The following is a 23,535-nucleotide window of genomic DNA, read 5'->3' as shown; positions in this document are numbered from 1 at the left end:
CCAGGAGATAACAATGAAGATAAAAATGATTGGCATGCTGAACAGGGCAGCCGCTGTCGCCCTGCTGTTAACACTCACCGCCGCGGTCCAGGCACAAACTTACGTCAACAGTTCGCTGAACCGATACCAGGCTTACGCCCAGCCGCTCTACGACAGTTGGGGCAACAAAGTGGGTATTACCGTGCACTACAGTATCGGCGCACTTTTCAGCGCGCCCGGCAGTCCCTCTCACTATTCGGCGGTTTGCATCAAAGTGGGCACATCATCGGGCAACCCGTGTATCGACCGGGCCAGTTCAGTTCGGGTCTGGACCAGTACATCCGGCAGTATCGGCTCCTGGCGGTCACGGAATATTATGATGAACTGCAATAGCACCACCAACGCCGTCGTGCAGTTTCACCAACCCTACATCGGCCCGCCCGGCTCGGTCCTGAATTTCTATCGATCCGACAGCCCCGCGTACTGGAACGGTCAGTTGTTTTATTCCGGCAGCAGCGATTCCGCCAAACTGCAGATCGCCGGCTGCGAACAACAATAAATAACACGGAGCCCGCCGGCGGCCCGTGCTGAGGTTCAGCGCAGCGTATCCAGCGTCAGGTCGTGGCTTAACAGGGTTTTGCCCTCGACGTTTTTAATGGCGAGTTGAATACTGACAGGATCGGCTCGCCAGTCGATGGTCATCAAACCATAGTTGGCTTCGGCAATGGCCTCGGAGATGCGGTTTTTGTTGGGGCTGATCTGGTGCCACTCCTCGGTCAGGCCGCTGGCGGTGATATCGATCAACGGGTACGGCAACCCCTCGTCGTAGCGGCTGATCTCCGCCCAGTGCGTGTCGCCACTGATCACCATCAGGCCCTCGACCTGTTGCGCCCGAATCACCTCGAACAGGCGTGCCAGATCGCGGGGGTAATTGGCCCAGGCTTCCCAGCCGGTAAAGTCCGCCAGCAATTGCAGGCTGCTGGCAATAATGCGGACCCGAGCCGGTTGCTGCAGTTCGCGCTGTAACCACTGCCACTGCGCCTCGCCGAGAAATACCGCCTGCTCGCTGGTGTCCGGTCGATAAGGGCCGCGCTTTTGGAGTTTCCTTTTCAGGTTTTGCAGCGGTGTCACTGCCTTGATGGGGGAGCGGTTCCAGCGCAGATCCAACAGAATAATCTGCACCCGGTTGTCCGCTTCGCCGAGATAGTGAGCGCTGTAGATACCGCCCTCGCGGGTCCGGCGCGGCGATGTCGCCGGTTCGCCCCAAAAATCCAGCATCACCTGGCGCGACTCGTGCTTGATCGGATTTTCCCGGCCGGCGTCGTTCTGGCCGTAATCGTGATCGTCCCAGGTCGCCAGCAGCGGCACGCTGCTGCGCAGGCGTTGAAACCCCTCAATGCGACCGAGTTGTTGGTATTTGGCTCGCAGGATATCGGGGTTTTCCGTATCGCCGTAAATGTTGTCACCGAGAAAGACGAAGACATCCGGTTGCTCCGCCAGCACGGCATTCCAGATGGGTTGGGGACGGTCTTGTTTGGCGCAGGAGCCAAAGGCGATTTTGGTCAGGCCCGACTGCGCTGCAGTGTGTTGCGGGTAGACTGCAACCGCGAGATAAACCAACAGTAAACACACCCCTTGCCCTAACGCACCAGCACCCATTGCCTCAATCCTCATTATCGCACCTCCCGGTTGACCAGCGGCAATGGCGCGCCGGCAAGTTTGTAAGTCCGCTGCCAATCGATCTCCCGTGTAGCCATGGCGGTTGCATATATCGCACTCGGGCAAGGCGGGAACGGGAACGGCATCGCCGTTCCCGCCGCGGTAAGGTTATTAAAAATCGACCTGCAGCGCCAGCGCCGCCGTGCGACCGGCACCGAGCCAGCCGCCAAAGCCGCCGGCAACACCGCCGATATACTCCTCGTCGAACAGGTTATTGATGGTCAAACGCAGCTCGTAACCTTTGATAATCCCGCCACCGTGATCACCGGCGACAGCGATATACATATCCGCCACGTCGTAGGCATCCAGGCGCTGGGTGTTCTGCGGGTCGAGCCAGCGTTCTCCCACATGCTTGGTGCTGAGTCCGGCGCGGTAGGGACCTTTCTGCCAATCGAGGGAAATGACATACATGTCCTCGACGGAACCGAACACGGTGTTATCGCGAAATACACCCTGACTGCGCTCAAATAAGAGAAATTCCTCGTCGGTAAAGTCGCCGCCGAATTGACTCTGGTCGAGGCCGAGATAAGTGGAATCGTTAGTGGTGTAAGACGCATAGAGGGCGAAATGGTCATCAATGCGCCAGTTGGCCGAGACTTCGATTCCATCGGTCTCGATACCGCCCATATTGCGGTATTCGCCGTCCTCCTCCTCGAGAAAGTCGATGCCGTCAACGGTGTCCGGCGCAAAGAAGGTAATACGGTTTTCGAAGTCGATCTGGTAGTAAGTCAGGGTCGCGCTAAAGTTGTCGCTGTTATAGCGGATACCCACATCGAAGTTTTCGGCCGTCTCCGGTTCAATATCGTTGAGCGCATCGGGGTTTTCCTCAAAATTCGCCGCTTCCAGCACCACATCCTTAATGGCGGCAAAGTTCTCGGCATAACCGCTAAACACTTCAAAACCGTTACCGATACGCCAGAGCAGGCCGGCGGCCGGCAAAAAATCGGAATCGGACTCAACCTCGGCCGCGCCCACCGCACCGGTAAAGTTGTCCTGGCGCTCCACATCCACATACCACTGTTTGCCACTGAGACGGATTGAGAAGTCGTCGATATCGATAACATCCTCGATGTAGAGCATCACGGTTTCCTGCGGGTACTCGCGGTCATACTGCACCCAATAGGGAATCGCATCGTAATTGAAAGAAACACGCGAGTCGATGATCTTGTGCCAGTCACGGGACTCTTCGCGGGTCTGGTCTTCGTACCACAAACCGGCGCGCAGGCGGTTTTCAAACCGGCCGACCTCCTGCACCCAATCAAAATCGACGGTCAATCCTACCCGTTCCTTGGCGTAGTGGGTGTGGCGGTAGGAGCCTACCGGCACGGCGTCAGCGGGAAAACAGGCCGGATCGAGATGGCGATTGTCGGCGTTGGTGCCGCCGTAGGGAAAGGTTAACGACGCACAGTCATCGGCGGGAGTGAGCGATACACCGTTGCGGTCGACATAACCGATTTGGCCGAGGATGGTACCGCCGAGCACAGTATTACCTGATACCAGCTCCGACTGGGCGTTGCCGGCGCCGTCATTGTTGACATCCACCACATAAGGCGGCAGCCAATCCCCCCTGCCCTCGTTGTCGTGATAGTAAGGCGCGATCTGCAGGCTTATCGTATCGGCGAGTTGCAAGTCGACTTTGATATAGGCCAGCAGGTTTTCACGCAGCGTGGACCAGCCGCGGCGATACACCTGATCGGTAAAGGGTACGCCGCTCCAATCCCCTGTCAGCCGGTCCCAGTCCGCATTTTGCCGGAACTCTGTCAGGCTCACGCGCTGGTAGTTGTCTTCATGGGTATCGTCATAAGCGGCGTAGCCGGTAATGGTGGTAGTGCCGAACCCGGAGATAAACTTAGCGGCCAGATGTGTGCGGTTAGTCTCGCCGGACTCGTCGATCCAGGTCTTGACATCGGTATCAGAGTAACTGAAGTAGGCCCGCGTGTTGCCAAAGAGTTCACCGGTGTCATAGCGGACATAAATTTTCTTCGCATCGAAATCACCATTGATGGCGCTGACCCGAAAGCGCTCGTCCTCTTCGGGGTCCTGGGTGATAAAATCCAGCGTTCCACCCAGGGCTTCGTGGGATTTGGAGGCGATATCGGCGGTTCCCTGGGACACCCTTACAGTGGCGATATTCTGCGTATCGATAAAGCGGTTCGCTTTGGAACCGCCGCCGTAATTGGAGTTGCCGTTGGGAATACCGTCGATGGTCATGCCGATCTGCTGCTCATCCAGACTGATCTGAAAGCCGCGGATGGAGACGGTAGTGGACCAGTCGTCGGAACCGAAAACATCACCTTCGTTAACCAGCACACCGGGTACATTATCAATAACCGCAAGCACGCTGGTAATCGAACTCTGCTGATCCAGCATCTGCCCGGTCACGGTATTGTTGGCATAGGCCGCCCTTTCCGACAGAACCAGCACCTCTTCCATCTGCCCTGTGCCCGTGGCCTGTTGCGGGCCGGCACCGACCCCGGCCGACAGCGTGGTACAGATCGCAACAGATAGAGCGGATTTTTTACTGCTTAACATACAACCCTCCAGAGATGATTTTTGTGCCGCGAGTCTGCTGCAAGTTTGTGACAGGTAACTGAACGTCGGGAAGGTGTAACGAATTATTCAAAAATAGGTCACGAGATGGAAACGAATATTTCAAGAAATCGGCATATTTTCGTAACGGAGAACCGCTAACGCGTGTGTTTCGCTAGGCGCTGGTGTAAATGCACAACGCTACAGACAGATGTGATAGCAATACTCCCGAGGTCAGCCGCAGGCGTAACGTCAGGTAGCCTTTGGTATATGTCGAAGCCATCCATTGGCTTTCTATAACGTAGATTCCGATATATCCAAAGCTGAGCAGTATCAGGGCAAGCAATGGGTAGACAAAAAGAACGCCCCACCCCACCAGGGCCAGCACGTTAGTCAGCAAGAACAGTAAGCGTGAATTTTGAACGTTTGACTGTGACAGTTGCCCCCACAGCGCACCTGCCACAAAACTCAGTATAACGACACTGTAAGTTACAAATACATAACCCGCCTGCTGCCGTGACTCCGGCAGCCACCAGATCGCTGTCGCAATGGCGACAAATGGAATCAGCCCTGCATACCCGAGTTGCTTTTGTATGACGGGTGTAGCTTGCGGGCTTACCTTTTCCATATTAGCGGGAGTTCGACAACTTGCCGGAATCTGCCTGCGGGGGCCAGGGTGCGCTCGGGCTGTAAACTCACGGCTACAAGACCATCCCGATCGCGTCGCGAACTTTCTTATTATCCGGTTTCGTCGCGCTGCCAAAGCGCTGCACGACTGCCCCGTTTTTATCGATGACGTACTTGTTAAAGTTCCAATCCGGTTGCTTGCTCTGGCGATTAATGGCCTTGAATACCGCGTTGGCCCGATCACCGGTTACCCGACTCGGGGCCAGCATGGTGAAACTGACACCGTAGTTCTTGTAACAGATGGCGGCGGCTTCAGCTTCGTCTTTTGCCTCTTGACGAAAATCGTCACTGGCAAAGCCAATGACCACTAAACCCTGTGCCCCGTACTGCTGGTGCACCGCCTCCAGGGCTTTAAACTGGGGAGTGAACCCGCAGTGGCTGGCGGTATTGACGACCAGAACCGGTTTGCCTTCGACCAGATCGCATAAGTTAACGGTTTTGCTGCTGTGCAACAGCCGCATTTCCGCATCAAACATTGCCGGACACCCGGCATAAACCGCTGAGCTGCCGCAGGCGAACAATAAGAAGGTGAACACAAGTCTTAGCTGCATCATCTGTACTCCATAACCGAATTAGCGGGTAGCAAGGGTGACTACAATAACGCTACCCGTCTATTTTTACGCATTTTTGCGCTGGCCGGTTCAAACCTGACCGCCAGCACGATGATATCCACTGCGCCCATAAAAATTCAAGGTTCCCGACTTCGAAACCCTGATAAAAGTACGGCAAGTGTCTATTAGTCAATGTAAAAAGACGCCATGTCTACGCTTTGTCTAGATTGTTTTACCCCGTTGCGTAACCCCAAATGCGATCCTCTCTCAAGTTTCCCTAATTTCCTCAAACAGAGAACTGAATCAACCAGACCAGCGTAGAAGCCTGGTGATAACTACGAAATAGGAGCCTCACCATGAGAGAGTTTCTCACCACTAGCTGGAGCCTGGTTATGGACAACCGTTTCAATCCCCTGCGTCACCTGGACTTAGCCTCCCAACACTACTTTATGCAAGTGCTGGCGTGGATGTGGAGTATGGTATTTTCCCTGTCCTTCCTGTCCATCTTCCACTTCCACCTGCTTTGGTTCGGCCACCTGTTGCTGGTAGCCGGTGTCTTTATCACCGTCGCTGTCTTTAGCAAGGCCGAGGCCACCGCCAAAACACAGGAATCAGGCTCCGAACTGAGCCATGGGTCGGTATGCGTATGGCAACTGGATAGAGAAGCTTAGGCGAATTGGAAATAAAACGGGCTCTATTAGAGAACCGCTGGTCCTGAATGACACTCGTTTCACATGCCTATTTTTGGCGGTGATACTTTTGCAAAGAGGTGCCAATTGACCGGTCTACCTCCGGCGGGAGCTTTCAGAAACACGGACTAGGCGTCCCCTCGATGAACCCGTCCATGGGGACTTCCCGACAGCATCCCTGCTGTCGAGAGTTTCTGAAAGCTCCCGCCGGAGGCAGACCTACCCTCAGCATTTTTAATCAAAATCGCTAAAGCCAGCGTAAGGATCGATAAACCGGGCAAATCGCCTTAATCACCAGGAGTAGGCGCCTGAAGTAAGTGCCATTACCACCGATCCTCTCTAGCTTTATCGACAATCGATAACCGGCATGGTGGCAACGGCATCAAGCGTTTTGATCTCAACCTTCATCGATGCGACTGAGCTGCTTCAGAAACGCGTTCCCCGCTTTAGCGTTTGGACAATCGAGAATAAATTTGTTGTGGAAAAGAATCGTCAACGACACCGTGCCATTGCTGATACAAACGGTATAGCCGTCAAAATCACTGCTGGCGCTGAGCCCATCCAGCACAAACTTATCGTCTTGACGGATGCCCTTGCTGGTAATCGTCTGGTAAACACGCAGTGCCTGTTTAACGTTGATTTTTTCTTCCATCGGGAGTCTGCTGACTGTGGGGTGGCTCGAAGGAAGTAAAACACTCTTGGCACGTCTTTACAATCATTTTAGATCGACAGACACCTCACCCGGCAAGCCAGACGACTATGGCGCTTTCCCGGGAATGGAAGGCAATTATTTATGGGCCCGCTGATCGAAGGTTTCCACCAATACCCATAGCGTATGCTCCCGATCCGGACACCGCTTTTCGGTCTGCCATTAGCACCTGTTTTAGCTGCGCCGGCGGCCTTGCCGGCGCAGAAGGCTGAAAGCCCGGCAACGACATGGGCTGGCTCCCGGATTAGGGCTTATCCATGGAACGGCGGTGGCGGACACCTGCCAGGCCCGTTAGTCCACCTGCACCCAACCGCGAATCAAGTCAAAGTATACGAATTTCACGCCGACCGACTCCACATAGCGCAGGTCGCCGTTAATCGGTGGTTCATACTCCTCCAGCCCCTCCAGCGCCAGTGCATTTGCCATAGCCGCCTTCGGTGTGCGTTGGGCAGGCAGTTGCGACAGGTGCAGCTCTTGCGCGGTCCAGGTCAACCCATCCCGTTCTACGGGGGTGGCCTTGGCGTGATCGGCGGTCAAAAATACAGCAGAAGTGCCTGCCAACTTCTTGTAGGTCGATATTGTCATAGGACGGTACCGTTCATTTTTAGAAAACGCCCCATCCTACGGGGTCCCGCGGTGCGGCGAGTTGTTCTCAATCAAGTCTTTGGGGATTCAAAGGCCCGGCCGGCTGATCGGGCTGCCCGTTAACGCGAAGCTGTCTAATCACTGCCGGCACGGCAAGGCCGACGGTAAACAGCACGGCAGGCAACAACTCACAGTTTGATAATGATATTGCGCTTGAACAACACCCAGGCAATGCCCCAAAACAGCGTGATATGAGCCAGGGCGAACGCCAGGGAGGCATTGATCGGGCTGAGGCCCTGCAGAAACCATTGGTACAGGGCGGTATGGCCGTTAATCACGCCGCCCGCGCCATCATTTACCTGGATAACCCAGTAGCTCCCCACCCACACCCAGGACAGGGCGTAGATAAACAGTGGATTGAGGCCAAAAACCTCACCGGGGAAAGTCACGGCGGCAATAGGTTTGAGGTCGGCCACCGCGATACAGACAGCCAGTGTCAGCATCGCCATACCGCCGCTTAACAAGACGAAAGAGGGCGTCCAGAGCGATTTGTTAATCGGCAACCACAGGTGCCAGATCAGGCCCGCCAGCACCAGCCCCGCCCCCGCACCACACAGTATTTTTACGCGCCGGTAGGGGTTGGGGTCCCGGCACAGCACCCGGGTGATCTCATAGCCAATCAGCGTGGTGACCAGCGCCGGCAAGGTGCTCAGCAACCCCTCCGGATCGAAGGCGACCCCATCGAGCTTCCACATATGGCTTTCGCCCAACACGGCGAGGTCAAGCGCTCGCGCGGGATTGGTTAACAGATCGTAGCCCCCGCCGGCATAGAGCCCCCCCCAATAACCCAACAACAGGCCGGCCGCCACCAAGGCCCTGGCCGTCTGCCCGCAGCTGATGACGATCAAGGCCGCGCCGATATAGACCAGACCGATACGCTGCAACACCCCCATAATACGCAGATTCGACAGCGGCTCCTGAAACGGCAGTGCATTCAGCAGCAGGCCGATCAGAAAAATCAGGCTCCCACGCACCACGATTTTTTTCACCAGCGCCGGACTCAAATGCCCGCTCAGCCGGTGCAGGGAGAAGTACATCGCCGCACCGACGATAAACAGAAAGTAAGGAAAAATCAGGTCGGTCGGTGTCCAGCCGTGCCACGGCGCGTGACGCAGAGGCGCATAAACATGCGACCAGGAACCCGGTGTATTGACCAGAATCATAGCAGCCACAGTGTAGCCGCGGAACACATCCAGTGCTCTGAAACGATCGCGCATCGGCTCAATCCACCATCACGGCGGCGGACTGCACCGGTTGGTTGGAGCGCTTGAACCAGTAGCGCGTCAGCACGACAGCGGCGGCCGTTGCCAGCGCCAGGGCGACGGCCGCGCTATAGTTGCCGAACAATACGGCACCGACAGTAAACAAGGCACCGTAGATACCGAGCGTTGACAGGGCGGCGGCATAGGCGCCCTGCCTGATCTGGGCGGGTTGCACCCGCAAACTGCCTTGAAACTGCTGTAACACCGCGGCATCGGTAGGTGCGGTTATAAAAGTCACTGTCACCCACCCCGCCGTGGTCAACGCCACACTCAGCACCAGCTTCTGCCAGGCGAGCAGCGACTCGAAAGGGCCGAATTCAAAAAACAGGCTGACGGCGAATGACAATACCATCGCCGCTATTTCGCTCCAGGCATTGATCCGCGGCCAGAACCAACGCAACAGAAACAGTAACCCGGTCCCCGCCCCCACGGTCAACAACAACCTGAAAGCCTGCATGGCACTCTCCAGCATCAACGCCAGCACCCCCGCCAACACCATCAACACCGCGGTAACGATACGTCCCACCATCACCTGCCGGCGGTCCGACGCATCGGGGCGCACAAAGCGGGCGTAGAAATCGTTGACATAGTAGGAGGCCCCCCAGTTGAGGCTGGTGGAAATCGTCGACACATAAGCCGACACCAGCGAGGCGACCACAATACCCAACACCCCGGCCGGCAGGAAGGTCAGCATGGCGGAGTATGCGAGGTCCTCCCTGACCAGATGTGCCGGCACCTGCGGCAGCGCCGCCGCCAGACTGGCGAGGTCGGGAAACACCACCAGCGACGCCAGCGCCACCAGAATCCAGGGCCAGGGCCGTACGGCGTAGTGGCAAAAATTGAAAAACGCCGAGGCCGCCACCGCATGGTTTTCATTCTTCGCCGCCAGCATCCGCTGGGCCACATAGCCACCGCCGCCGGGCTCGGAACCCGGATACCACACACTCCACCACTGCACCAACAAAGGCACCAGCAGCAGCGGGATATACTGATTGGGATCGGACATATCGGGAATAAAGGCGAGCTTATCGGCCACGTTGACATGGGCGAGCAGATTCTCCAGGCCGCCGACAGCGGGATGGTTGACGGCGTAGTAAGCCGCGAGCATGGAGCCGGTCATCGCCAGCACAAACAGCAGCATATCGGTAATCAAAACCCCGAGAAAACCGCCGGCGGCGCTGAACACCACAGTGATCAGCCCGGCGCCCATCACAATCATCTCCGGCGAGACCGAAAACAGCACGGTGCCGATTTTGATCGCCGCCAGGGTGACGCTGGCCATGATCATGACGTTGAAAAAGACCCCCAGGTAAAGCGCGCGAAACCCGCGCAGGAAGCGGGCCGGTTTGCCGCTGTAGCGGCGCTCGTAGAATTCCACATCTGTGGTTACCCCCAGGCGGCGCCAGATTTTGGCATAGACGAAGGTTGTCAACATGCCCGTGATCAGCATGCTCCACCACACCCAGTTACCGGCGATACCCTGGGAGCGCACGATGTCGGTGACCAGATTGGGCGTATCGGCGGAGAAGGTAGTCGCCACCATCGACAGCCCCAACAGCCACCAGGGCATACTGCGCCCGGCCAGAAAATAACTGCTGCTGTCGGCTGAGGCTTTCTTGCTGACCACAAAACCGATAATCAGCGTAGTCGCCAGCGCCGCCGCCACTATGGACCAGTCGAGAGGGGATAGTTGCATGGTATTCACTGCCTTTTTATATCGATAGTTACACTTTTATTCGGCTTTATCTTCAGCGATGCTCGGCGCAATTAAAACGCCTATACGCAAAAGTTCAACTCTGCTTTTTTAAGCTCAGCCCTGCTTTTTGAGGTAAATGGTGTTGGAGGAACTTTTGTCACGATCCAGGCGCGGACTATGCCTCACCGCAAACGCCTCCCCGCGCGCCCCTTAACTCGACCCTGTTTCAGAATCTGTTTCGTCACTACCGACAAGACGGGCAATAAAGTGCCGCAACTGCAGCCCGGCAGTTACGATACAGCCTCTAAGCAAAAAACCAGGATTCAAACAACGTGCGCTTTAGTTCACTTTTTTCTTTCTTATGATGCGTCACCCGTCAGGCGCGCAGCACCTCCCCACCCGCTGCTCCCAGGCCGCCGTGCTCGGCCTGCGCAAAGTACACCGAACCCACCTCCGGCTGCTCCAGCGGAGCGGAAATTCTCTCGATCAAGGCCGCGCTCAAACGCGGCAACAATCGCGTGGAGACACCGCCGATCATCGACAGCCGCGGCGGATCGAGCGACAACAGTTTGGCGGCCAGCGCTTCGATATAGGCCGCGCCCTCATTCACAATGGCACCGGCTGTCGCATCCCCCCGATCGGCGAGGTCAAACACCAGCGGCGCCAGGCAGGCAAACTCACAGGAGCGGGCACCGGCAAACAGTTCTATCAGCTCCAATACCTGGCAGTTGTAAAACGCCCGAATAGAGCCGGTGAGGGCCGTCGCCGGTGCCAGGCCGTCATCGGCCAGCATAACAGCCTGCACGGCCTTCAATCCCATCCAGGCGCCGCTGCCTTTGTCACCCAGTTGAAATCCGTGGGCACCCAGGGTGAGGGTCTTGCCGCCGACACTGGCGTAGCCGCAGGAACCGGTGCCCACCACAATTACGGCACCGTCTTCTCCCCGGTGTGCACCCAGGCAGGCGGCGTGCAGATCCGTGGTCAAGTACATATGCTTGAAAGGATGCCCCCAGCCGTTGATTGCCTGCCACAAACCCGGCACGTTGACCCCGGCCAGTGCTACCCCGGCAACTACATTTGCCATAGCGCCCGCGTCAAACCCCGCCTCCTGCAGCGCCAGTGCGGCGGCGCGGGTAATTGCCTCCCCGGTTTTCTCAATGCCATTTACCGGGTTGGCCGGCCCCGCCAGGCCACTGCCCAGGTATTCACCATCGGGCGCTACCAACCGCGCCTTGCATTTACTGCCGCCGCCGTCGATACCGAGAAAAAGTACATCGCTCCCTACTACATCAACCACCATGATTTAACCTCTAGCAGCACTTCGAGACGGGTGTTGGGCGGCAAACTGACGCTCGCCTGAGATGCGGAAAAATCAAATTCATAGCTTAATTACCGTGGCACGACGCCCCTAAATGGCGCCATTTGTGGATGTTATCAACCCTAGTCTGGGTTTACGCTCAGTGGTTTACGGTCGAATCTTATACTAACCTCAAATTGACAACGTTGTCTAAATGAAAAACCATAATCTGGGATCTTTCAGATGTCAAGTTGTAATTCTGCCTGCTAACAGCTACTTATATGGGTAACCCCCGACAGACAACGTTGTCATCAGGGTCTCCGTATCTGGCATGCCAATCGTGGTAGCAGCCCCGGGTGCCCTTCTAAAGTAGCCGTTAGACTTTCTGAAAACCGAATTGCCGTACCCGCTCGATCAGCTCTCTGTGTCCGGGGAGTCCGCCGGCGACCTGTTGAAAAACCCGTTCGGTGTAAGCAAACGCCTGACGGGCACGGGCAGTTTCGGGGAATCGGTGTGCCAGGGTCTCCATATCGGTGAAAAATTCCATGCCGTAAAGCACGTAGAGGTAGTTGGACAGATTGAAAATATCCAAACGGCTCGGAAAATCGTAGTCACTGGGCGGCTGGTAGCGCCACAGCGCCAGATTGTCCAACAGGCTGGCGGGCGCCGAGTCGGGTCTGCGGTTGTCCCGCCAAAAATCACTGTCATCGCGTTTGGACAGATAATAGTGCAGTTTGATAAAGTCGATCACCCTGTCCCAGCCATACTGCACATGTCGGTTGAAACGCCGAGCGATTTCCGGCATCGCCGCTTTGCAGGCGGGAAACTGTTCCGCCAGCATGCGCGCCGTGGCGTCGTAAACCAACAGGCCGGTCGCTTCCAGGGGCTCGACAAAACCCTGGGACAACCCGATCGCCACACAGTTTTTGTGCCAGAATTTTTCCCGGTAACCGACCCGCATCGGTATGCGGCGACTGTCCAGTTTATCCGCAGCCGACCCGATATATGCCCGCAGTACACGCTCTGCCCGCTCGTGGTCGGTGTAGCGGGTCGAATAGACATAGCCGGTGCCGCGCCGGGCCGACAAGCCGATATCCCATATCCAGCCCGCCTCCTGGGCCGTGGCGATGGTGTGGCTCGGGATGGGGGTGTCGGCGGCGGCATAGGGCACCTGCATGGCCACGGCGTGATCGACAAACAACACGTCGCTTTTGTCGGTGAAGCCGACCGCCATTTTCCGGCCCAACAACAGCGAGGCAAAACCGGTGCAGTCGACAAAAAAATCGGCGCTGAGAGTGCCGGCGCTGTCGGTCACAATAGCGCTGATCTCGCCCGAGTCATTGAGTTCGACATCCTGCACACTGGCGAGCACATGGCGCACGCCGAGCCGCTCGGTCGCGTGTCGGGTCAGAAAACGGGAGAACTTGGCGGCATCCAGGTGGTAGGCGTAGTTGGTGATGCCCTCATATTCGGCCTGGGTGATATTTTTTGGCGCCAACCCCCGATCGCAAATTCGCCCCTGCACCGACACGGCATCGACATAGGAGGTTTGTTCCGCAGCGCCCAACAGCCAGTAGGGTGTCAAATCGATATCGGTAATATTCGGGTAGTCGAACACATGGTGATAGCAGTCCCCGCCTTCAGCTTCCGGTCGCAGCCAATTGACAAACTTGATGCTCTGCTTGAAGGTCGCATCGCACTCGCGGACAAATTCGCTTTCACTGATACCGAGACTGCGCAGACTTTGGCGGATGGCAGGCACAGTGCCCTCCCCCACCCCGATGGTGGGGATTTCGCTCGACTCCACCAGGGTGACCTTGACGGCACCGGACCTGTCGGCGTGCAGCCGTTTGGCCAGGTGACAAGCGCTCAACCAACCGGCGGCACCGCCGCCGACGATAATGATATGTTTGATGGCATCCCTGGAGTCCATAGCGTCGTATCACCTCTGCGAATCATCTCTGCGAGCCACACGGCACCGGCAGGCGCGGCGTTTGGGCAATCGGGACCGGGCACTCCCGGGCCGGCTACAGGGACAGTGCTTCTTTCCGTCGCGACAAGTGGCGCACCTGCTGTAGCGAGATCAAGTGTGCATAGATCGGCGCTAAGAAACCGCGGCGACGCAATTCGTTGAAAGCCGTATCCGGTAGTTCGTTAACGCGTTTTTCATCAATCACATAGATACCGTCGATTTCGGCCTTATCGCCCTGCACCTCGACAACCAGGCTCCGCGCCGTTAGCAGGCCGGCGTCTGCCAGGCGGCCGACAAAAGCGCGCGTCACCTGCTCGCCGTCATAATAATCGACCAGGGCCTGCTTGCGGTGCTGGAGGTAGCGGCTTTCAGTGCCGTCGTCCTCGAACAGCCGCTCACCCCGATCGGTCTGTAACTGAATACTGGCTTCGTCCACGCCGACCATAAGCTGCTCGCGATCGGCATCGTTTTGCACCAGCTTGAACGGCTGATTGCGGATACAGCCGGGAATAAACAGGCTGCTCCAGTCGGCGGCGTTGAGGTATAGGTTTTCTCCCGCCTGCAGCCCCAGTAGCAGCACCGGTTGAAACTGCCCGGTCTCGGCATGCTTGACAAAGACAATGGGAAATTCAGTGCTGGCCGCCACAAACTCCTGCGCGATCAGCGGCAGCATATGCTGGGATCTTGCGGCGTCAACATTGAGCGCAGGCTCTACCTTCAGATCCCGGTGGCGATCTTTGTGCAGGGGGACTATTTTACTCATACTTTTTTATTCGTACTTTCTGTTAGTACTTTCTGTTAGTACTTTCTATTAGTACTTTCTATTAGTACTTTCTGTTAGCACTTTCTATTCATACCTATCGGTGACTTAACTTTACGCCTTATTCATATTTACGCCTTATTCATAACGCGGTTTCTTCGCGCTATCGCCGGATTGGACGCAGTATAACGCAAATTTTTTAGCAAAAAAAAGGGAAGCGGTGCTTCCCTTTTTTCGACAGCGTCTGACCCTCAGTACCTGAAAGCCACACCCAGGGCAATACGGCGGGCCATCTCGTACTCATATAGCGGGAAGCCGCGATTAAAACCGCTGTTATCCCGCGGTACCGGATCGTTGCCGAACTGCTCGGCCTCCTCCTCCAGTAAATTAACGATATCGAGTTTGAGATCGATGTTGTCGGTGACCGACCAGGAGGCGCTCATATCCAGCGAGCCGAAATCGTCGTGCAGGCGGTTACCGTAGGCGCCGGTTTCCCGCAGCATATATTCACTGCGCCAGTTATAGGCCAGCCGGGCCTGAATGTACTCGTTTTCGTAGTAACCGGTAATGTTGAAAGAGTCCTTGGAGCTGTCACTCAGGAACGGATTGCCGTCAGTAAAAGTATCTCTATCGGTCTCAGTATCGGTATAGGTATAGTTAAAGATGCCACCGAATCCATTGCCGAAGTCATGTTGATACTGGAATTCAAAGCCTTCAATGGTGGCAGATTTACCATTGGTTTTTTCCTGGACTGTCCAGCCGTTTACAGCTTCTTCAGGCGGCAAATCAAACGGAATTTCCGCCGCTGTCGCCGATCTCTGGGTAAAGGTGACAAAGTTCTTCACATTTTTTGAAAAATAGGCAAGTGACAACAGCGAATCATCAGTGAAGTACCACTCGATACCGAGATCAAACTGATCGGCTACAAACGGCTGTAAGGCGACATTGCCCAGGACCCAAAACTGGTTGTCCGGCACATCGTCATCAGTCCCGAGCGTGTTGGGATTAACGTACATATCGACATATTGGGGCCGCGCCAGTGCCCGGGCCGCCGACACTCGCAGCAGCATGTCATCCGCCAAGTCCATTGCCAGGGTAAAACTGGGCAGTACCTCAGAGTAATCCGCGTCGTCTTCTGTTCTTACGCCGTCGAGAAAGTAAGTCGATGTGGCATCAGTGGTGATATACCGAACACCAAAGTTACCGCGCATACCCTCGGTGTCAAACGATGCCATCACATAGGCGGCCACATTGGTTTCATCGATTTCGCTGTAGGAGCCCAGGTCTTCAGTCTGGCCGATAATACTGCTCTTGGCCCATGACTTCACGGCGTCGGTATCGAGCTCCAGCAGACGAAAATTACCCGCCCCGGCATCGATGCTGCCGCTGCTGAAATCTGCCGTAGAAATGACGGGGTTGAAGTCATCGGCCTGGATAAATTCAAAACGTCGGCTGGTCGTGTTGTGATCGGCGTACTTCAATCCGGTCTTAATCGACTTGATCACACCAAAATCCACCTCGAACTCTGCGTCCCCCTGGACATAGCTTTCTTCATCTGTCTTCGGTGTGCGGTTGAAGTTCGGTCCGCCCGCCATACTGACCACACCCGGATCATAACGGTTGACATCGAAACCGGGAATATTCCAACGCTGGCCGCTGCCGCTGAAGTCGTAGGTGCCGTTGGTGAGGGCGGGTTGCTGCTCGTCGTTGACAACCATCTCAAAATCGGTACCGCCGGTAGAGGTGGTTTCACCTATCTGGAAGTGGAGAGTGTAGCCGTCCCCCGTGTAATTGACATCCAGGTCGAATACTTCCGAATTCATGGTGGCTTCACGGGGTCGCGCCTGGTAAAAAGCGATATTCAGTGGTCCGCTTACCGGTGTGCCGTCTACCCTCACGGTATCGTCACTTTCGGCACGCGTAAACCAGAGCGCATAATTGGTATTATCGGCCTCCATTTCCATATCGATGGCATTGAAGACAATATCCAGGTCTTCGGTCGGCTGATACTGAAAGGTCGCCGTTAAAGCCGTGCGTTCGCGCTCCTGCTGAAAAGCGACAGGCCCGGCGCCCCAGGCCCAAAACGCTTCATTGCCTTGCCGCAATAAACTGCGTTCCTGGGCCACGGCGGAGACCAGCACACCAAAATTTTCCGCAGCATTTTTCCAACTGACCAGACCGGAGTACTGCGGGTCGGTCTCCTCGGAATCAGACTGGTATTGCCCCTCCAGGGAGCCGTGTAGACTCAATGCATCCAAATCCAGCGGCCGGCGGGTCTTGACCACCACGGTGCCACCCACACCGCCTTCTGCCAGGTCAGCGCGGGAATTTTTAAAGACCTGGACGTCGCCCACCAGTTCAGAGGGCAATAATTCATAGTTAAAGCTGCGCTTGGCGGGCTCGAGCACAAACCAGCCCGTCGAGGCTACATTTTGCCCATTGAGTGTGGTCAGCGTCAGGTCCTCGCCGGCGCCGCGAATCGACACCCCCGAACCCTCGCCAAACTGGCGCTGAATCGTCACACCAGGCACCCGCTGCAGCGACTCCGCCACGTTTTTATCCGGGAACTTGCCGATATCCTCAGCGGTGATGACATCCACGATATTGTCGGAAAAACGCTTAACATTCAGGCTTTTTTGCAAGCTTGCGCGCAGGCCGACGACTTCAATAATCTCGTCGACTTGTTCCGCTCCGTCCTGTGCCAGCACCGTGTTGGTACTTAAGGCCAGCGCACCCAGCGAACCACAAACCACCAAGGCTTTGTTGGCAATGCGCACAGCTTCTCTAAGCTTCTCTGACATGAGATCCTCCCCTCGCTCTGCTTTCTTGAGTCTATTGTTTTAGCGCTGCCGAGACAACGTTGTCGAAACAGTAATACACAGCAGACAACGTTGTCAATGAGATTTTGGGACACCACTAGCAAAAACCACTCGAAGTTGTGGGTGATTTCAAGTCAAGGTTGTGAAGCAAGCCGGAGGCAGATCGCCGAGGCGGTTCTGCTTAGAGAGATAAGTAATTGAAAATAGTGCGATTATTTTGCCGATCTCGACTAAAAATACTGGAGACAGACCGGTCAATTGGCACCTCTCAGCTAAAGTCACTGCCGTGAGGGGCAGATCACCCGGGTCGGTGCCACTGCCGGCCCGGCGGCTCCCTGAAACAAACGGCTCAGATATCGGCCGGCACCGGACAGGTGGAATCACGAATCACCAGTTTGGGATGAAAACCGTTTTGCAGAGTTTCATCGCCGGATTCAGCACCCTGCCGATCCGACTTCATGCGGTCGATCAGCAGTGCCGTAGCCGCCTGGGCGATGGTGCTGTTGGGCTGCCTGGCCGTGGTCAGCTTGGGCCAGGTCTGGCGGGAAAAGGGGCTGTCTTCAAAGCCGACGATCGACAGCTCCTGGGGCACCGTAATACCCATCAAGCGCGCGGCGAATAACGTACCGGCCGCGATCTCATCGTTACAGGCAAAAATGGCGCTGGGCTTGCGCGCCTCACGCAGCAGTTGCTTGGTGCGCTGGACGCCGGATTCAAACGAATACTCCCCTTCCAGAATCAGGCGCGGTTCCACCTCGAGACCGTTTTTTTTCAAGGCTTCCTGGTAGCCATTCAGGCGTTCGATACTGGATTTGTGCGCCTCGTCCCCGCCGAGAAAACCGATATGCTGATGCCCCAAATCGATCAAGTGTTGAGTGATATCCATGGCGGCGTGGTGGTCGTCGATATAGACGCAGGGCGACAACTCATCGGGCACGGCGGTGCCGGACAGAATGCGCACAAACGCCACCTTCTGCTCGAGCAGCGTCTTCACCACCGAGTCCATCTCCGACAGCGGCGGTGTCAACACCAGGCCCGCCACCTGGGAACGCCGGATCATGGCCGCCACCTCCTCGACCAGATCGGGAGACTTGGCATTGCAGGGATGAATAACAAGCTCATACCCCTGCCGCCGGCATTCCTCCAAAATACCATGCTGAATATCAATAACGTAGTGACTGTTGGGATTGTCGTAGAGATAGCCGATGGAGGAAGGTCTGCCGCGCAGGTGGCGGGCCGACAGATTGGGCTGGTAATTGAGCCGTTTGACCGCTTCCCAGACTTTTTCCTGGAGCGCCTGGCCCACCGTGGGTTCATTGTTGATAACGCGGGAAACAGTTTTAAAGGAGACTCCTGCCAGTTTGGCGACGTCCTTAATGGTTGCCTTCATATATCAGTGTGCCCTCGCGGGAAATCGCCCTTGCCGGTCAGCGTAAATCATTCGGAAGGTTCGCCGCCTCAGCCGACTAACCCGTTGATATCCGAAACAGTTTAACGCGTACCCCGGGAATTGGGAACTGTCCCATCGGGAAGGGACTTTTGGAGGGTGAGGTTCACACCCCTTCCTGAACAGCCGCAGGGGTGGCCCAGCGCAGCCCTGAGTGAGCAATCAAATCGCCCGCCCCGGAATAGGACAGTTGCAGCACGTCCGAACGGCACAGAGACGACAAATGCGGTGTTTTGCCATTTCGGTTTCCGGCAGATTCGTCAAGACCTTTGCGAGTAAGTCACCGAGAACCGACCGCTCGTCAGCAGTAAGTCCCTTGAGGGCCGCTTCCAGCATATCAAGACGACGGTCCATCAGTTGCCGGCGCAGCCTGCCGCCTTTTGGTGTTAGGTGCAGCGCAACAGCTCGGCCATCAGCTCGACCATCGGCAGCCTTGCGTCGCTCGACGAGGCCGTCTTCTTCCAGGCGGTCGATCAAACGCACAGTGCCGGGATGTGAAAGATCGAGCACCTGGCGAAGAATTTCGACGGACAGGCCGGGCGCATATCCGAGAACAACGATTGCCGCAGCCGATTCCCCGGAGCGATCGAAGGTGTGTTTCATGCCGGACCTGATCCGGTCTGTAATTGCGAGGGCAAGCGCGCCCAGCAGGTTTGTCGTGCGATCCATGCCAGCAGTGTATGTATAACGCATAATGTTTTCAATTACAGGATTGACATATATATGCGTTATGCATATAGTTTCACCCTGATTGCTTATACAGGGAGCTGCTATGACCCCCGAACGCATGTATCAGCTCGCGGCTGGATTGGGCGCGGCCAAGAACCGGCAGGATGTCGCCGCCGCCCTCACTTTCATGCACGACGACATCGAACTGACCTCACCGGCTTGGGGTGCGATCGCTCGTGGCAAAGCGGAAAATGCAGCTCTGCTCACGCATTTCTTCGCCAATTATCCGGATTACGAAGTAAGCTTCGAGGGCTATGTTGCGGACGGCAAACACTTTGTCGGCTGGGGTGGAGTCCGCATGACGATGGCTGCCAAGGCGAGCGATGCGAGTGGTATGTTGCCCAACGGACGCCTGATCGCGATCCCGGTAACAATACGGATGACCTTCAAGGAGGATCTGATCGCAACCGAGCATTTCATGTGCGATCTGGCCCAGATCGCCACCCAATCCGGGATTTCCATTGACGGCATGTGGAAGAACATTTTCGGCATGTCGCCGCCATCAGCGGCGACACAATAAGGGGATCGATATGCTTGATCATCTCAAATCCAACGAGGCGGACTGGGACGCGGACAGCCCGCCCGGACTCGAGTTCCTGTTTGAAGCACGTGTAAAACTTCACCTGCCGGCTATGGATGTGGGACCGACACCCGACGGCAAACGCGTGATCTTCCTGGTAAAAGGCGGGACGTTCGAAGGACCTCACCTGCGCGGACGCGTGGTGCCGGACTCAGGTGCGGACTGGATACGCATCCGCCCGGACGGAACGGGTGTGCTGGATGTGCGCTTCTGCCTGGAGACACATGACAATGCCTTGCTCTACCTTCATTGGCAAGGCCGGTTCTGGTCGGCGCCGGAAGACGCCGAATATGCGTTTGATGTTGAAAAGCCGGACGACCCGGCAGGCGCATGGCGCTATTATTTTCGTGCGGCACCGCAATTTGAAACCAGTGACCCGCGCTATGCCTGGCTCAACAGTATTATCGCCGTCACCAAATCCAGAACCGGTGACGGTGGCCCGATCCATCGTTTCTTCGCGGTTACGTGAGATAGCAGGGCATGCACGCCCCAACAGTTAAGTCTGGAGATTTCGAATATGTCAATTAACCAGTCAGAAAAAGCGCGCGCCTTTGTCGCCTTAGATGAGAGACCGGGTCTTTTTGTGACCGCCAATGCTTTCGATGGCTGCTCGGCACGAATGTTGGCTTTGCTCGGTTTCGAGGCTCTTGCCACGTCGAGTTAGGTGCAGGCCGCGAGATAAGGGATAACGGCAAGTGCGGATACATTGCCCGATCGCCGTCGTCGCTTTCAATGCCTTCCTTAAGGGTTGACATGCCCACATATGGCACGCTGTTCCCGACTCCGGTCGGCGACTGCGGTATCGCCTGGTATGGCGACAAGGTCATCGCAACATGTCTGCCAGAGGTGGCGTCCGCCGCGACAGCGGCCCGTCTGACTGCGCGAACGGGATCGAAATGGGGTGAACCACCTGCTCGTATTCGTCGCGCCATTCGATCAATCACTGGGCTGCTCGAAGGAAAAAGAACGGATCTGTCTTTCATTGTCTGCGACTTCAGTGGAGTCGGCCCGTTCCCAAAAAAAGTGTATGCTGCCACGCGCACTATCCCGGCCGGCGAGACACTCACCTACGGGGATATCGCCTCCCGGCTCGGCGACAAACTGCTCGCCCGAAAGGTTGGCCAGGTGCTGGGGCGCAATCCTTTTCCAATTATCGTCCCTTGTCATCGCGTTATTGGTGCGAACGGCCGGCTCACCGGCTTTTCAGCGCACGGCGGAACCGAGACCAAACTCAAGCTACTCACAATCGAGGGGGCATCTATTGGAGAGCAGCAGGGATTGTTCGGTCACCTCCCGATGGCGGCAAAGCCGCGAAGGTGACTCCAGCGCTGCACATTAAGTGACGGTCTTTGTCACCACCCACCTGTGCTTCCCGATCTGCCGTGATCGCTTGAAACCGTGCCGCTCAAACATGGACAGGGCACCGTTGAAAAGAAATGCGGCCGAGACCTTTCGGCCCTCGGTGTTTTCCGGGAACGCTTCGACGCACCCACCACCTAATGTCTTGATTTGCTCGATTGCACCTTCCAATGCGACCGACGCTACGCCGTTGCCGCGATGACCCTTGCCGGAAAAAAAGCAGGTGATCCGCCAGTCAGGTAACATCGAAGCGGTGGCCAGATAGGCACGCTGATTATGGATTCGCGGAAGTTCCTCTGGCGATCCAAATTGGCACCAACCCACGCAGTCCTCCCCCTCGAATACAAGCGATGCATGCGCCCTGCCCTGGCGAACGAGGCATTCTTTCGCCTTGCGCTTCAGAGCTGGAGAGTCGCCGTCCGCACTGGCATCCTTCCCGTGGTACCACGTGCACCAGCATCCGCCCCAGACGCCGTTATTCACCTCGACCAGATGCGCGAAATCCGTCCAGGTCGTCTCGTCGAGCGCTCTGGTTTCATACACTGATTCGTCCTCCTTACCGCCAGGCTATGGCATCAGGGTTTTGATCATCTGCCCAACCAGGGACGGGGTGGTACTGGGTGTTTTTCAGCCCTACGCTGAAATCTCGTGCCGACAGTGAAGTGTAGTAGCAAACAGTGCCCAATGGCAGAGGTCTTGGTTTCGGAAGGCTGAAAAATACCCTGTACCGGCGCGGCCCGTGACGGGTGGCACTCCCCTCAAAAACCCAAACGGAAACAGGATAGTCAGTTGCTGGTAGTCGGGTATCGAAACTGCGTTACTGGAGCCGGTTTACGCCGGGCGGCCCCCTCTAAAGGGAGCGCTCCCGACAATCGCAAAGCCATCGCCCCGCGCAACGCCTGTAAAAAAGTCGCCTATACTCTTTCAAGAACAGTTGTAATGCCCTGCCCCAGGCCGACACACATAGTCGATACACCCAGCGTTCCCTGGTTCTGCTGCATCACGGTCAACAGGGTGCCGGTAATGCGCGTTCCGGAACAACCGAAAGGGTGACCCAGTGCAATCGCGCCACCGTGCAGGTTGACCTTGTCATCCATTTTATCGAGCAGCTTCATATCCTTCAGCACCGGCAGCGCCTGGGCGGCAAAGGCCTCGTTGAGTTCAAAGAAATCAATATCGTCCATACTGAGGCCGGCGCGCTCCAGGGCTTTTTGCGTGGCCGGCACCGGCCCATAGCCCATAATGGACGGGTCCACACCCGCCACCGCCATAGCGCGAATTTTGGCAACCGGCGCAATACCCAGCGCCTGGGCGCGCTCGGCCGACATCACCAGCATCGCCGAAGCGCCGTCGGTAATCTGTGAAGAACTGCCCGCGGTTACCGTGCCACCCTTGGGATTGAATACCGGCGGCAGTTTAGCCAAACCCTCCAGGGTAGTATCCGGGCGAATGGTTTCATCCTCGACCACCTTAACCTTAAAACCGCGCTCATCGTGCCCTTCAATCGGAATGATCTCATCGGCAAAACGCCCGTCGACGGTCGCTTTGTGGGCCAGGCGATGGGAACGTTCAGAAAAAGCGTCCTGCTGCTCGCGGCCGATGCCGTGCATAATACTCAAAAATTCCGCGGTCATGCCCATGGCGCCCGCCGCCTTGGCCACATGTTTGGCCAGACGCGGATTCGGATCGACGCCAAAACCATTGGGCAGATGACCCATATGCTCCACCCCGCCGACAACAAACACATCACCGTTGCCGGTCATCACCGACTGGGCCGCGGTGTGCAGTGCCGACATGGACGAACCGCACAGGCGACTGATAGTCTGGGCGCCGGCGGTGTGGGGAATTACAGTCAGCAGAGAAAACATACGGGCGACATTAAAGCCCTGCTCCTTGGTCTGGTTGACGCAGCCCCAGAGCACGTCCTCCACCTCGTTGGGGTCCACATTCGGGTTGCGGGCAAACAGGCCGTTGACCAGATCGGCAGACAGGTCTTCGGCACGGCGGTTGCGAAAACAACCGTTTTTCGAGCGGCCCATGGGGGTGCGCGCAAAGTCGACAATAACGGCATCTCTCGGATTCAAACTCACGATTCTATCTCCTATA

At 56.5% G+C, this 23,535-nt stretch carries 22 protein-coding genes; 6 read left to right on the top strand and 16 right to left on the bottom strand.

What is annotated here, in order from left to right:
• Positions 1-13 precede the first annotated feature (13 nt).
• Complete coding sequence (locus tag FKG94_RS13025; protein ID WP_142904764.1) at positions 14-538, top strand: hypothetical protein; 525 nt, start codon at positions 14-16, stop codon at positions 536-538.
• Between the two features lie 35 nt (positions 539-573).
• Here the strand turns inward: FKG94_RS13025 and FKG94_RS13020 are convergent, their stop codons facing one another.
• The 4 genes from FKG94_RS13020 to FKG94_RS13005 all read right to left on the bottom strand — a co-directional run bounded on the left by FKG94_RS13020 (position 574) and on the right by FKG94_RS13005 (position 5,390).
• Entirely contained in the window at positions 574-1,653 is a 1,080-nt protein-coding gene (locus tag FKG94_RS13020) for an alkaline phosphatase D family protein (RefSeq protein WP_218943517.1), read from the bottom strand.
• A gap of 156 nt (positions 1,654-1,809) precedes the next feature.
• On the bottom strand, positions 1,810-4,230 hold the full coding sequence (locus FKG94_RS13015; RefSeq protein WP_142904763.1) for a TonB-dependent receptor: 2,421 nt from the start codon (positions 4,228-4,230) through the stop codon (positions 1,810-1,812).
• 172 nt (positions 4,231-4,402) lie between these two features.
• Entirely contained in the window at positions 4,403-4,855 is a 453-nt protein-coding gene (locus FKG94_RS13010) for a DUF3429 domain-containing protein (protein ID WP_142904762.1), read from the bottom strand.
• A 73-nt stretch (positions 4,856-4,928) separates the two neighbouring features.
• Entirely contained in the window at positions 4,929-5,390 is a 462-nt protein-coding gene (locus FKG94_RS13005) for a glutathione peroxidase (RefSeq protein ID WP_246125127.1), read from the bottom strand.
• Positions 5,391-5,821: 431 nt separating this feature from the next.
• On the opposite strand from FKG94_RS13005, the gene FKG94_RS13000 reads away from it, so the two are divergent.
• Positions 5,822-6,136 carry a hypothetical protein gene (locus FKG94_RS13000; protein WP_142904761.1) on the top strand — a complete coding sequence of 105 codons (315 nt, stop codon included), beginning with the start codon at positions 5,822-5,824 and terminating at the stop codon, positions 6,134-6,136.
• Positions 6,137-6,551: 415 nt separating this feature from the next.
• On the opposite strand, the gene FKG94_RS12995 is transcribed toward FKG94_RS13000, so the two are convergent.
• From FKG94_RS12995 to FKG94_RS12950, 10 genes are all read right to left on the bottom strand, one after another.
• On the bottom strand, positions 6,552-6,806 hold the full coding sequence (locus FKG94_RS12995) for a DUF3081 family protein (RefSeq protein WP_142904760.1): 255 nt from the start codon (positions 6,804-6,806) through the stop codon (positions 6,552-6,554).
• Between the two features lie 348 nt (positions 6,807-7,154).
• Positions 7,155-7,448, bottom strand: coding sequence for a hypothetical protein (locus tag FKG94_RS12990; protein ID WP_218943516.1), 294 nt, complete (start codon positions 7,446-7,448; stop codon positions 7,155-7,157).
• A gap of 188 nt (positions 7,449-7,636) precedes the next feature.
• Positions 7,637-8,725: an acyltransferase family protein gene (locus FKG94_RS12985; RefSeq protein ID WP_142904759.1), complete on the bottom strand. Its 1,089-nt coding sequence runs from the start codon at positions 8,723-8,725 to the stop codon at positions 7,637-7,639.
• Positions 8,726-8,729: 4 nt separating this feature from the next.
• Complete coding sequence (locus FKG94_RS12980; protein WP_142904758.1) at positions 8,730-10,466, bottom strand: sodium:solute symporter family protein; 1,737 nt, start codon at positions 10,464-10,466, stop codon at positions 8,730-8,732.
• A 376-nt stretch (positions 10,467-10,842) separates the two neighbouring features.
• Complete coding sequence (gene nagK, locus FKG94_RS12975; RefSeq protein ID WP_142904757.1) at positions 10,843-11,766, bottom strand: N-acetylglucosamine kinase; 924 nt, start codon at positions 11,764-11,766, stop codon at positions 10,843-10,845.
• 373 nt (positions 11,767-12,139) lie between these two features.
• Positions 12,140-13,696: a tryptophan halogenase family protein gene (locus FKG94_RS12970; protein WP_142904756.1), complete on the bottom strand. Its 1,557-nt coding sequence runs from the start codon at positions 13,694-13,696 to the stop codon at positions 12,140-12,142.
• Positions 13,697-13,790: 94 nt separating this feature from the next.
• On the bottom strand, positions 13,791-14,498 hold the full coding sequence (locus tag FKG94_RS12965; protein ID WP_142904755.1) for a SapC family protein: 708 nt from the start codon (positions 14,496-14,498) through the stop codon (positions 13,791-13,793).
• Between the two features lie 248 nt (positions 14,499-14,746).
• On the bottom strand, positions 14,747-17,296 hold the full coding sequence (locus tag FKG94_RS12960) for a TonB-dependent receptor (RefSeq protein WP_142904754.1): 2,550 nt from the start codon (positions 17,294-17,296) through the stop codon (positions 14,747-14,749).
• A 367-nt stretch (positions 17,297-17,663) separates the two neighbouring features.
• Positions 17,664-18,704, bottom strand: coding sequence for a LacI family DNA-binding transcriptional regulator (locus tag FKG94_RS12955; RefSeq protein ID WP_142904753.1), 1,041 nt, complete (start codon positions 18,702-18,704; stop codon positions 17,664-17,666).
• Positions 18,705-18,923: 219 nt separating this feature from the next.
• The gene (locus FKG94_RS12950; RefSeq protein ID WP_218943515.1) at positions 18,924-19,454 is read right to left on the bottom strand and encodes a MarR family winged helix-turn-helix transcriptional regulator; all 531 of its coding nucleotides are present in this window, start codon (positions 19,452-19,454) and stop codon (positions 18,924-18,926) included.
• Between the two features lie 79 nt (positions 19,455-19,533).
• Here FKG94_RS12950 and FKG94_RS12945 point away from each other — a divergent pair, with 79 nt between their 5' ends.
• From FKG94_RS12945 to FKG94_RS12935, 4 genes are all read left to right on the top strand, one after another.
• Positions 19,534-20,010 (top strand): nuclear transport factor 2 family protein, encoded by a 477-nt coding sequence (locus tag FKG94_RS12945; protein ID WP_142904752.1) that lies wholly within the window; start codon positions 19,534-19,536, stop codon positions 20,008-20,010.
• 10 nt (positions 20,011-20,020) lie between these two features.
• Positions 20,021-20,539: a DUF3237 domain-containing protein gene (locus tag FKG94_RS12940; protein WP_142904751.1), complete on the top strand. Its 519-nt coding sequence runs from the start codon at positions 20,021-20,023 to the stop codon at positions 20,537-20,539.
• Between the two features lie 48 nt (positions 20,540-20,587).
• A complete protein-coding gene (locus tag FKG94_RS28750; RefSeq protein WP_179957631.1) occupies positions 20,588-20,734 on the top strand; it encodes a hypothetical protein in 147 nt (48 codons plus the stop codon).
• Between the two features lie 89 nt (positions 20,735-20,823).
• Positions 20,824-21,390: a methylated-DNA--[protein]-cysteine S-methyltransferase gene (locus tag FKG94_RS12935; RefSeq protein ID WP_142904750.1), complete on the top strand. Its 567-nt coding sequence runs from the start codon at positions 20,824-20,826 to the stop codon at positions 21,388-21,390.
• Positions 21,391-21,405: 15 nt separating this feature from the next.
• On the opposite strand, the gene FKG94_RS12930 is transcribed toward FKG94_RS12935, so the two are convergent.
• Together FKG94_RS12930 and fadA are read right to left on the bottom strand one after the other, a co-directional pair.
• A complete protein-coding gene (locus FKG94_RS12930) occupies positions 21,406-21,972 on the bottom strand; it encodes a GNAT family N-acetyltransferase (protein WP_142904749.1) in 567 nt (188 codons plus the stop codon).
• Positions 21,973-22,343: 371 nt separating this feature from the next.
• Positions 22,344-23,519, bottom strand: coding sequence for an acetyl-CoA C-acyltransferase FadA (gene fadA, locus FKG94_RS12925; protein ID WP_142904748.1), 1,176 nt, complete (start codon positions 23,517-23,519; stop codon positions 22,344-22,346).
• Between the last annotated feature and the right edge of the window lie 16 nt (positions 23,520-23,535).

The sequence above is a fragment of the Exilibacterium tricleocarpae genome (assembly GCF_007004655.1).
Lineage (GTDB): Bacteria > Pseudomonadota > Gammaproteobacteria > Pseudomonadales > Cellvibrionaceae > Exilibacterium > Exilibacterium tricleocarpae.
This window is presented reverse-complemented; position numbering and strand designations above follow the sequence as displayed.

Coding starts and splice junctions, on each gene's coding strand:
- FKG94_RS13025 (WP_142904764.1), top strand. CDS start 14: ATGAAGATAAAAATGATTGGCATGCTGAACAGGGCAGCCGCTGTCGCC.
- FKG94_RS13020 (WP_218943517.1), bottom strand. CDS start 1,653: ATGAGGATTGAGGCAATGGGTGCTGGTGCGTTAGGGCAAGGGGTGTGT.
- FKG94_RS13015 (WP_142904763.1), bottom strand. CDS start 4,230: ATGTTAAGCAGTAAAAAATCCGCTCTATCTGTTGCGATCTGTACCACG.
- FKG94_RS13010 (WP_142904762.1), bottom strand. CDS start 4,855: ATGGAAAAGGTAAGCCCGCAAGCTACACCCGTCATACAAAAGCAACTC.
- FKG94_RS13005 (WP_246125127.1), bottom strand. CDS start 5,390: ATGTTTGATGCGGAAATGCGGCTGTTGCACAGCAGCAAAACCGTTAAC.
- FKG94_RS13000 (WP_142904761.1), top strand. CDS start 5,822: ATGAGAGAGTTTCTCACCACTAGCTGGAGCCTGGTTATGGACAACCGT.
- FKG94_RS12995 (WP_142904760.1), bottom strand. CDS start 6,806: ATGGAAGAAAAAATCAACGTTAAACAGGCACTGCGTGTTTACCAGACG.
- FKG94_RS12990 (WP_218943516.1), bottom strand. CDS start 7,448: ATGACAATATCGACCTACAAGAAGTTGGCAGGCACTTCTGCTGTATTT.
- FKG94_RS12985 (WP_142904759.1), bottom strand. CDS start 8,725: ATGCGCGATCGTTTCAGAGCACTGGATGTGTTCCGCGGCTACACTGTG.
- FKG94_RS12980 (WP_142904758.1), bottom strand. CDS start 10,466: ATGCAACTATCCCCTCTCGACTGGTCCATAGTGGCGGCGGCGCTGGCG.
- nagK (WP_142904757.1), bottom strand. CDS start 11,766: ATGGTGGTTGATGTAGTAGGGAGCGATGTACTTTTTCTCGGTATCGAC.
- FKG94_RS12970 (WP_142904756.1), bottom strand. CDS start 13,696: ATGGACTCCAGGGATGCCATCAAACATATCATTATCGTCGGCGGCGGT.
- FKG94_RS12965 (WP_142904755.1), bottom strand. CDS start 14,498: ATGAGTAAAATAGTCCCCCTGCACAAAGATCGCCACCGGGATCTGAAG.
- FKG94_RS12960 (WP_142904754.1), bottom strand. CDS start 17,296: ATGTCAGAGAAGCTTAGAGAAGCTGTGCGCATTGCCAACAAAGCCTTG.
- FKG94_RS12955 (WP_142904753.1), bottom strand. CDS start 18,704: ATGAAGGCAACCATTAAGGACGTCGCCAAACTGGCAGGAGTCTCCTTT.
- FKG94_RS12950 (WP_218943515.1), bottom strand. CDS start 19,454: ATGCGTTATACATACACTGCTGGCATGGATCGCACGACAAACCTGCTG.
- FKG94_RS12945 (WP_142904752.1), top strand. CDS start 19,534: ATGACCCCCGAACGCATGTATCAGCTCGCGGCTGGATTGGGCGCGGCC.
- FKG94_RS12940 (WP_142904751.1), top strand. CDS start 20,021: ATGCTTGATCATCTCAAATCCAACGAGGCGGACTGGGACGCGGACAGC.
- FKG94_RS28750 (WP_179957631.1), top strand. CDS start 20,588: ATGTCAATTAACCAGTCAGAAAAAGCGCGCGCCTTTGTCGCCTTAGAT.
- FKG94_RS12935 (WP_142904750.1), top strand. CDS start 20,824: ATGCCCACATATGGCACGCTGTTCCCGACTCCGGTCGGCGACTGCGGT.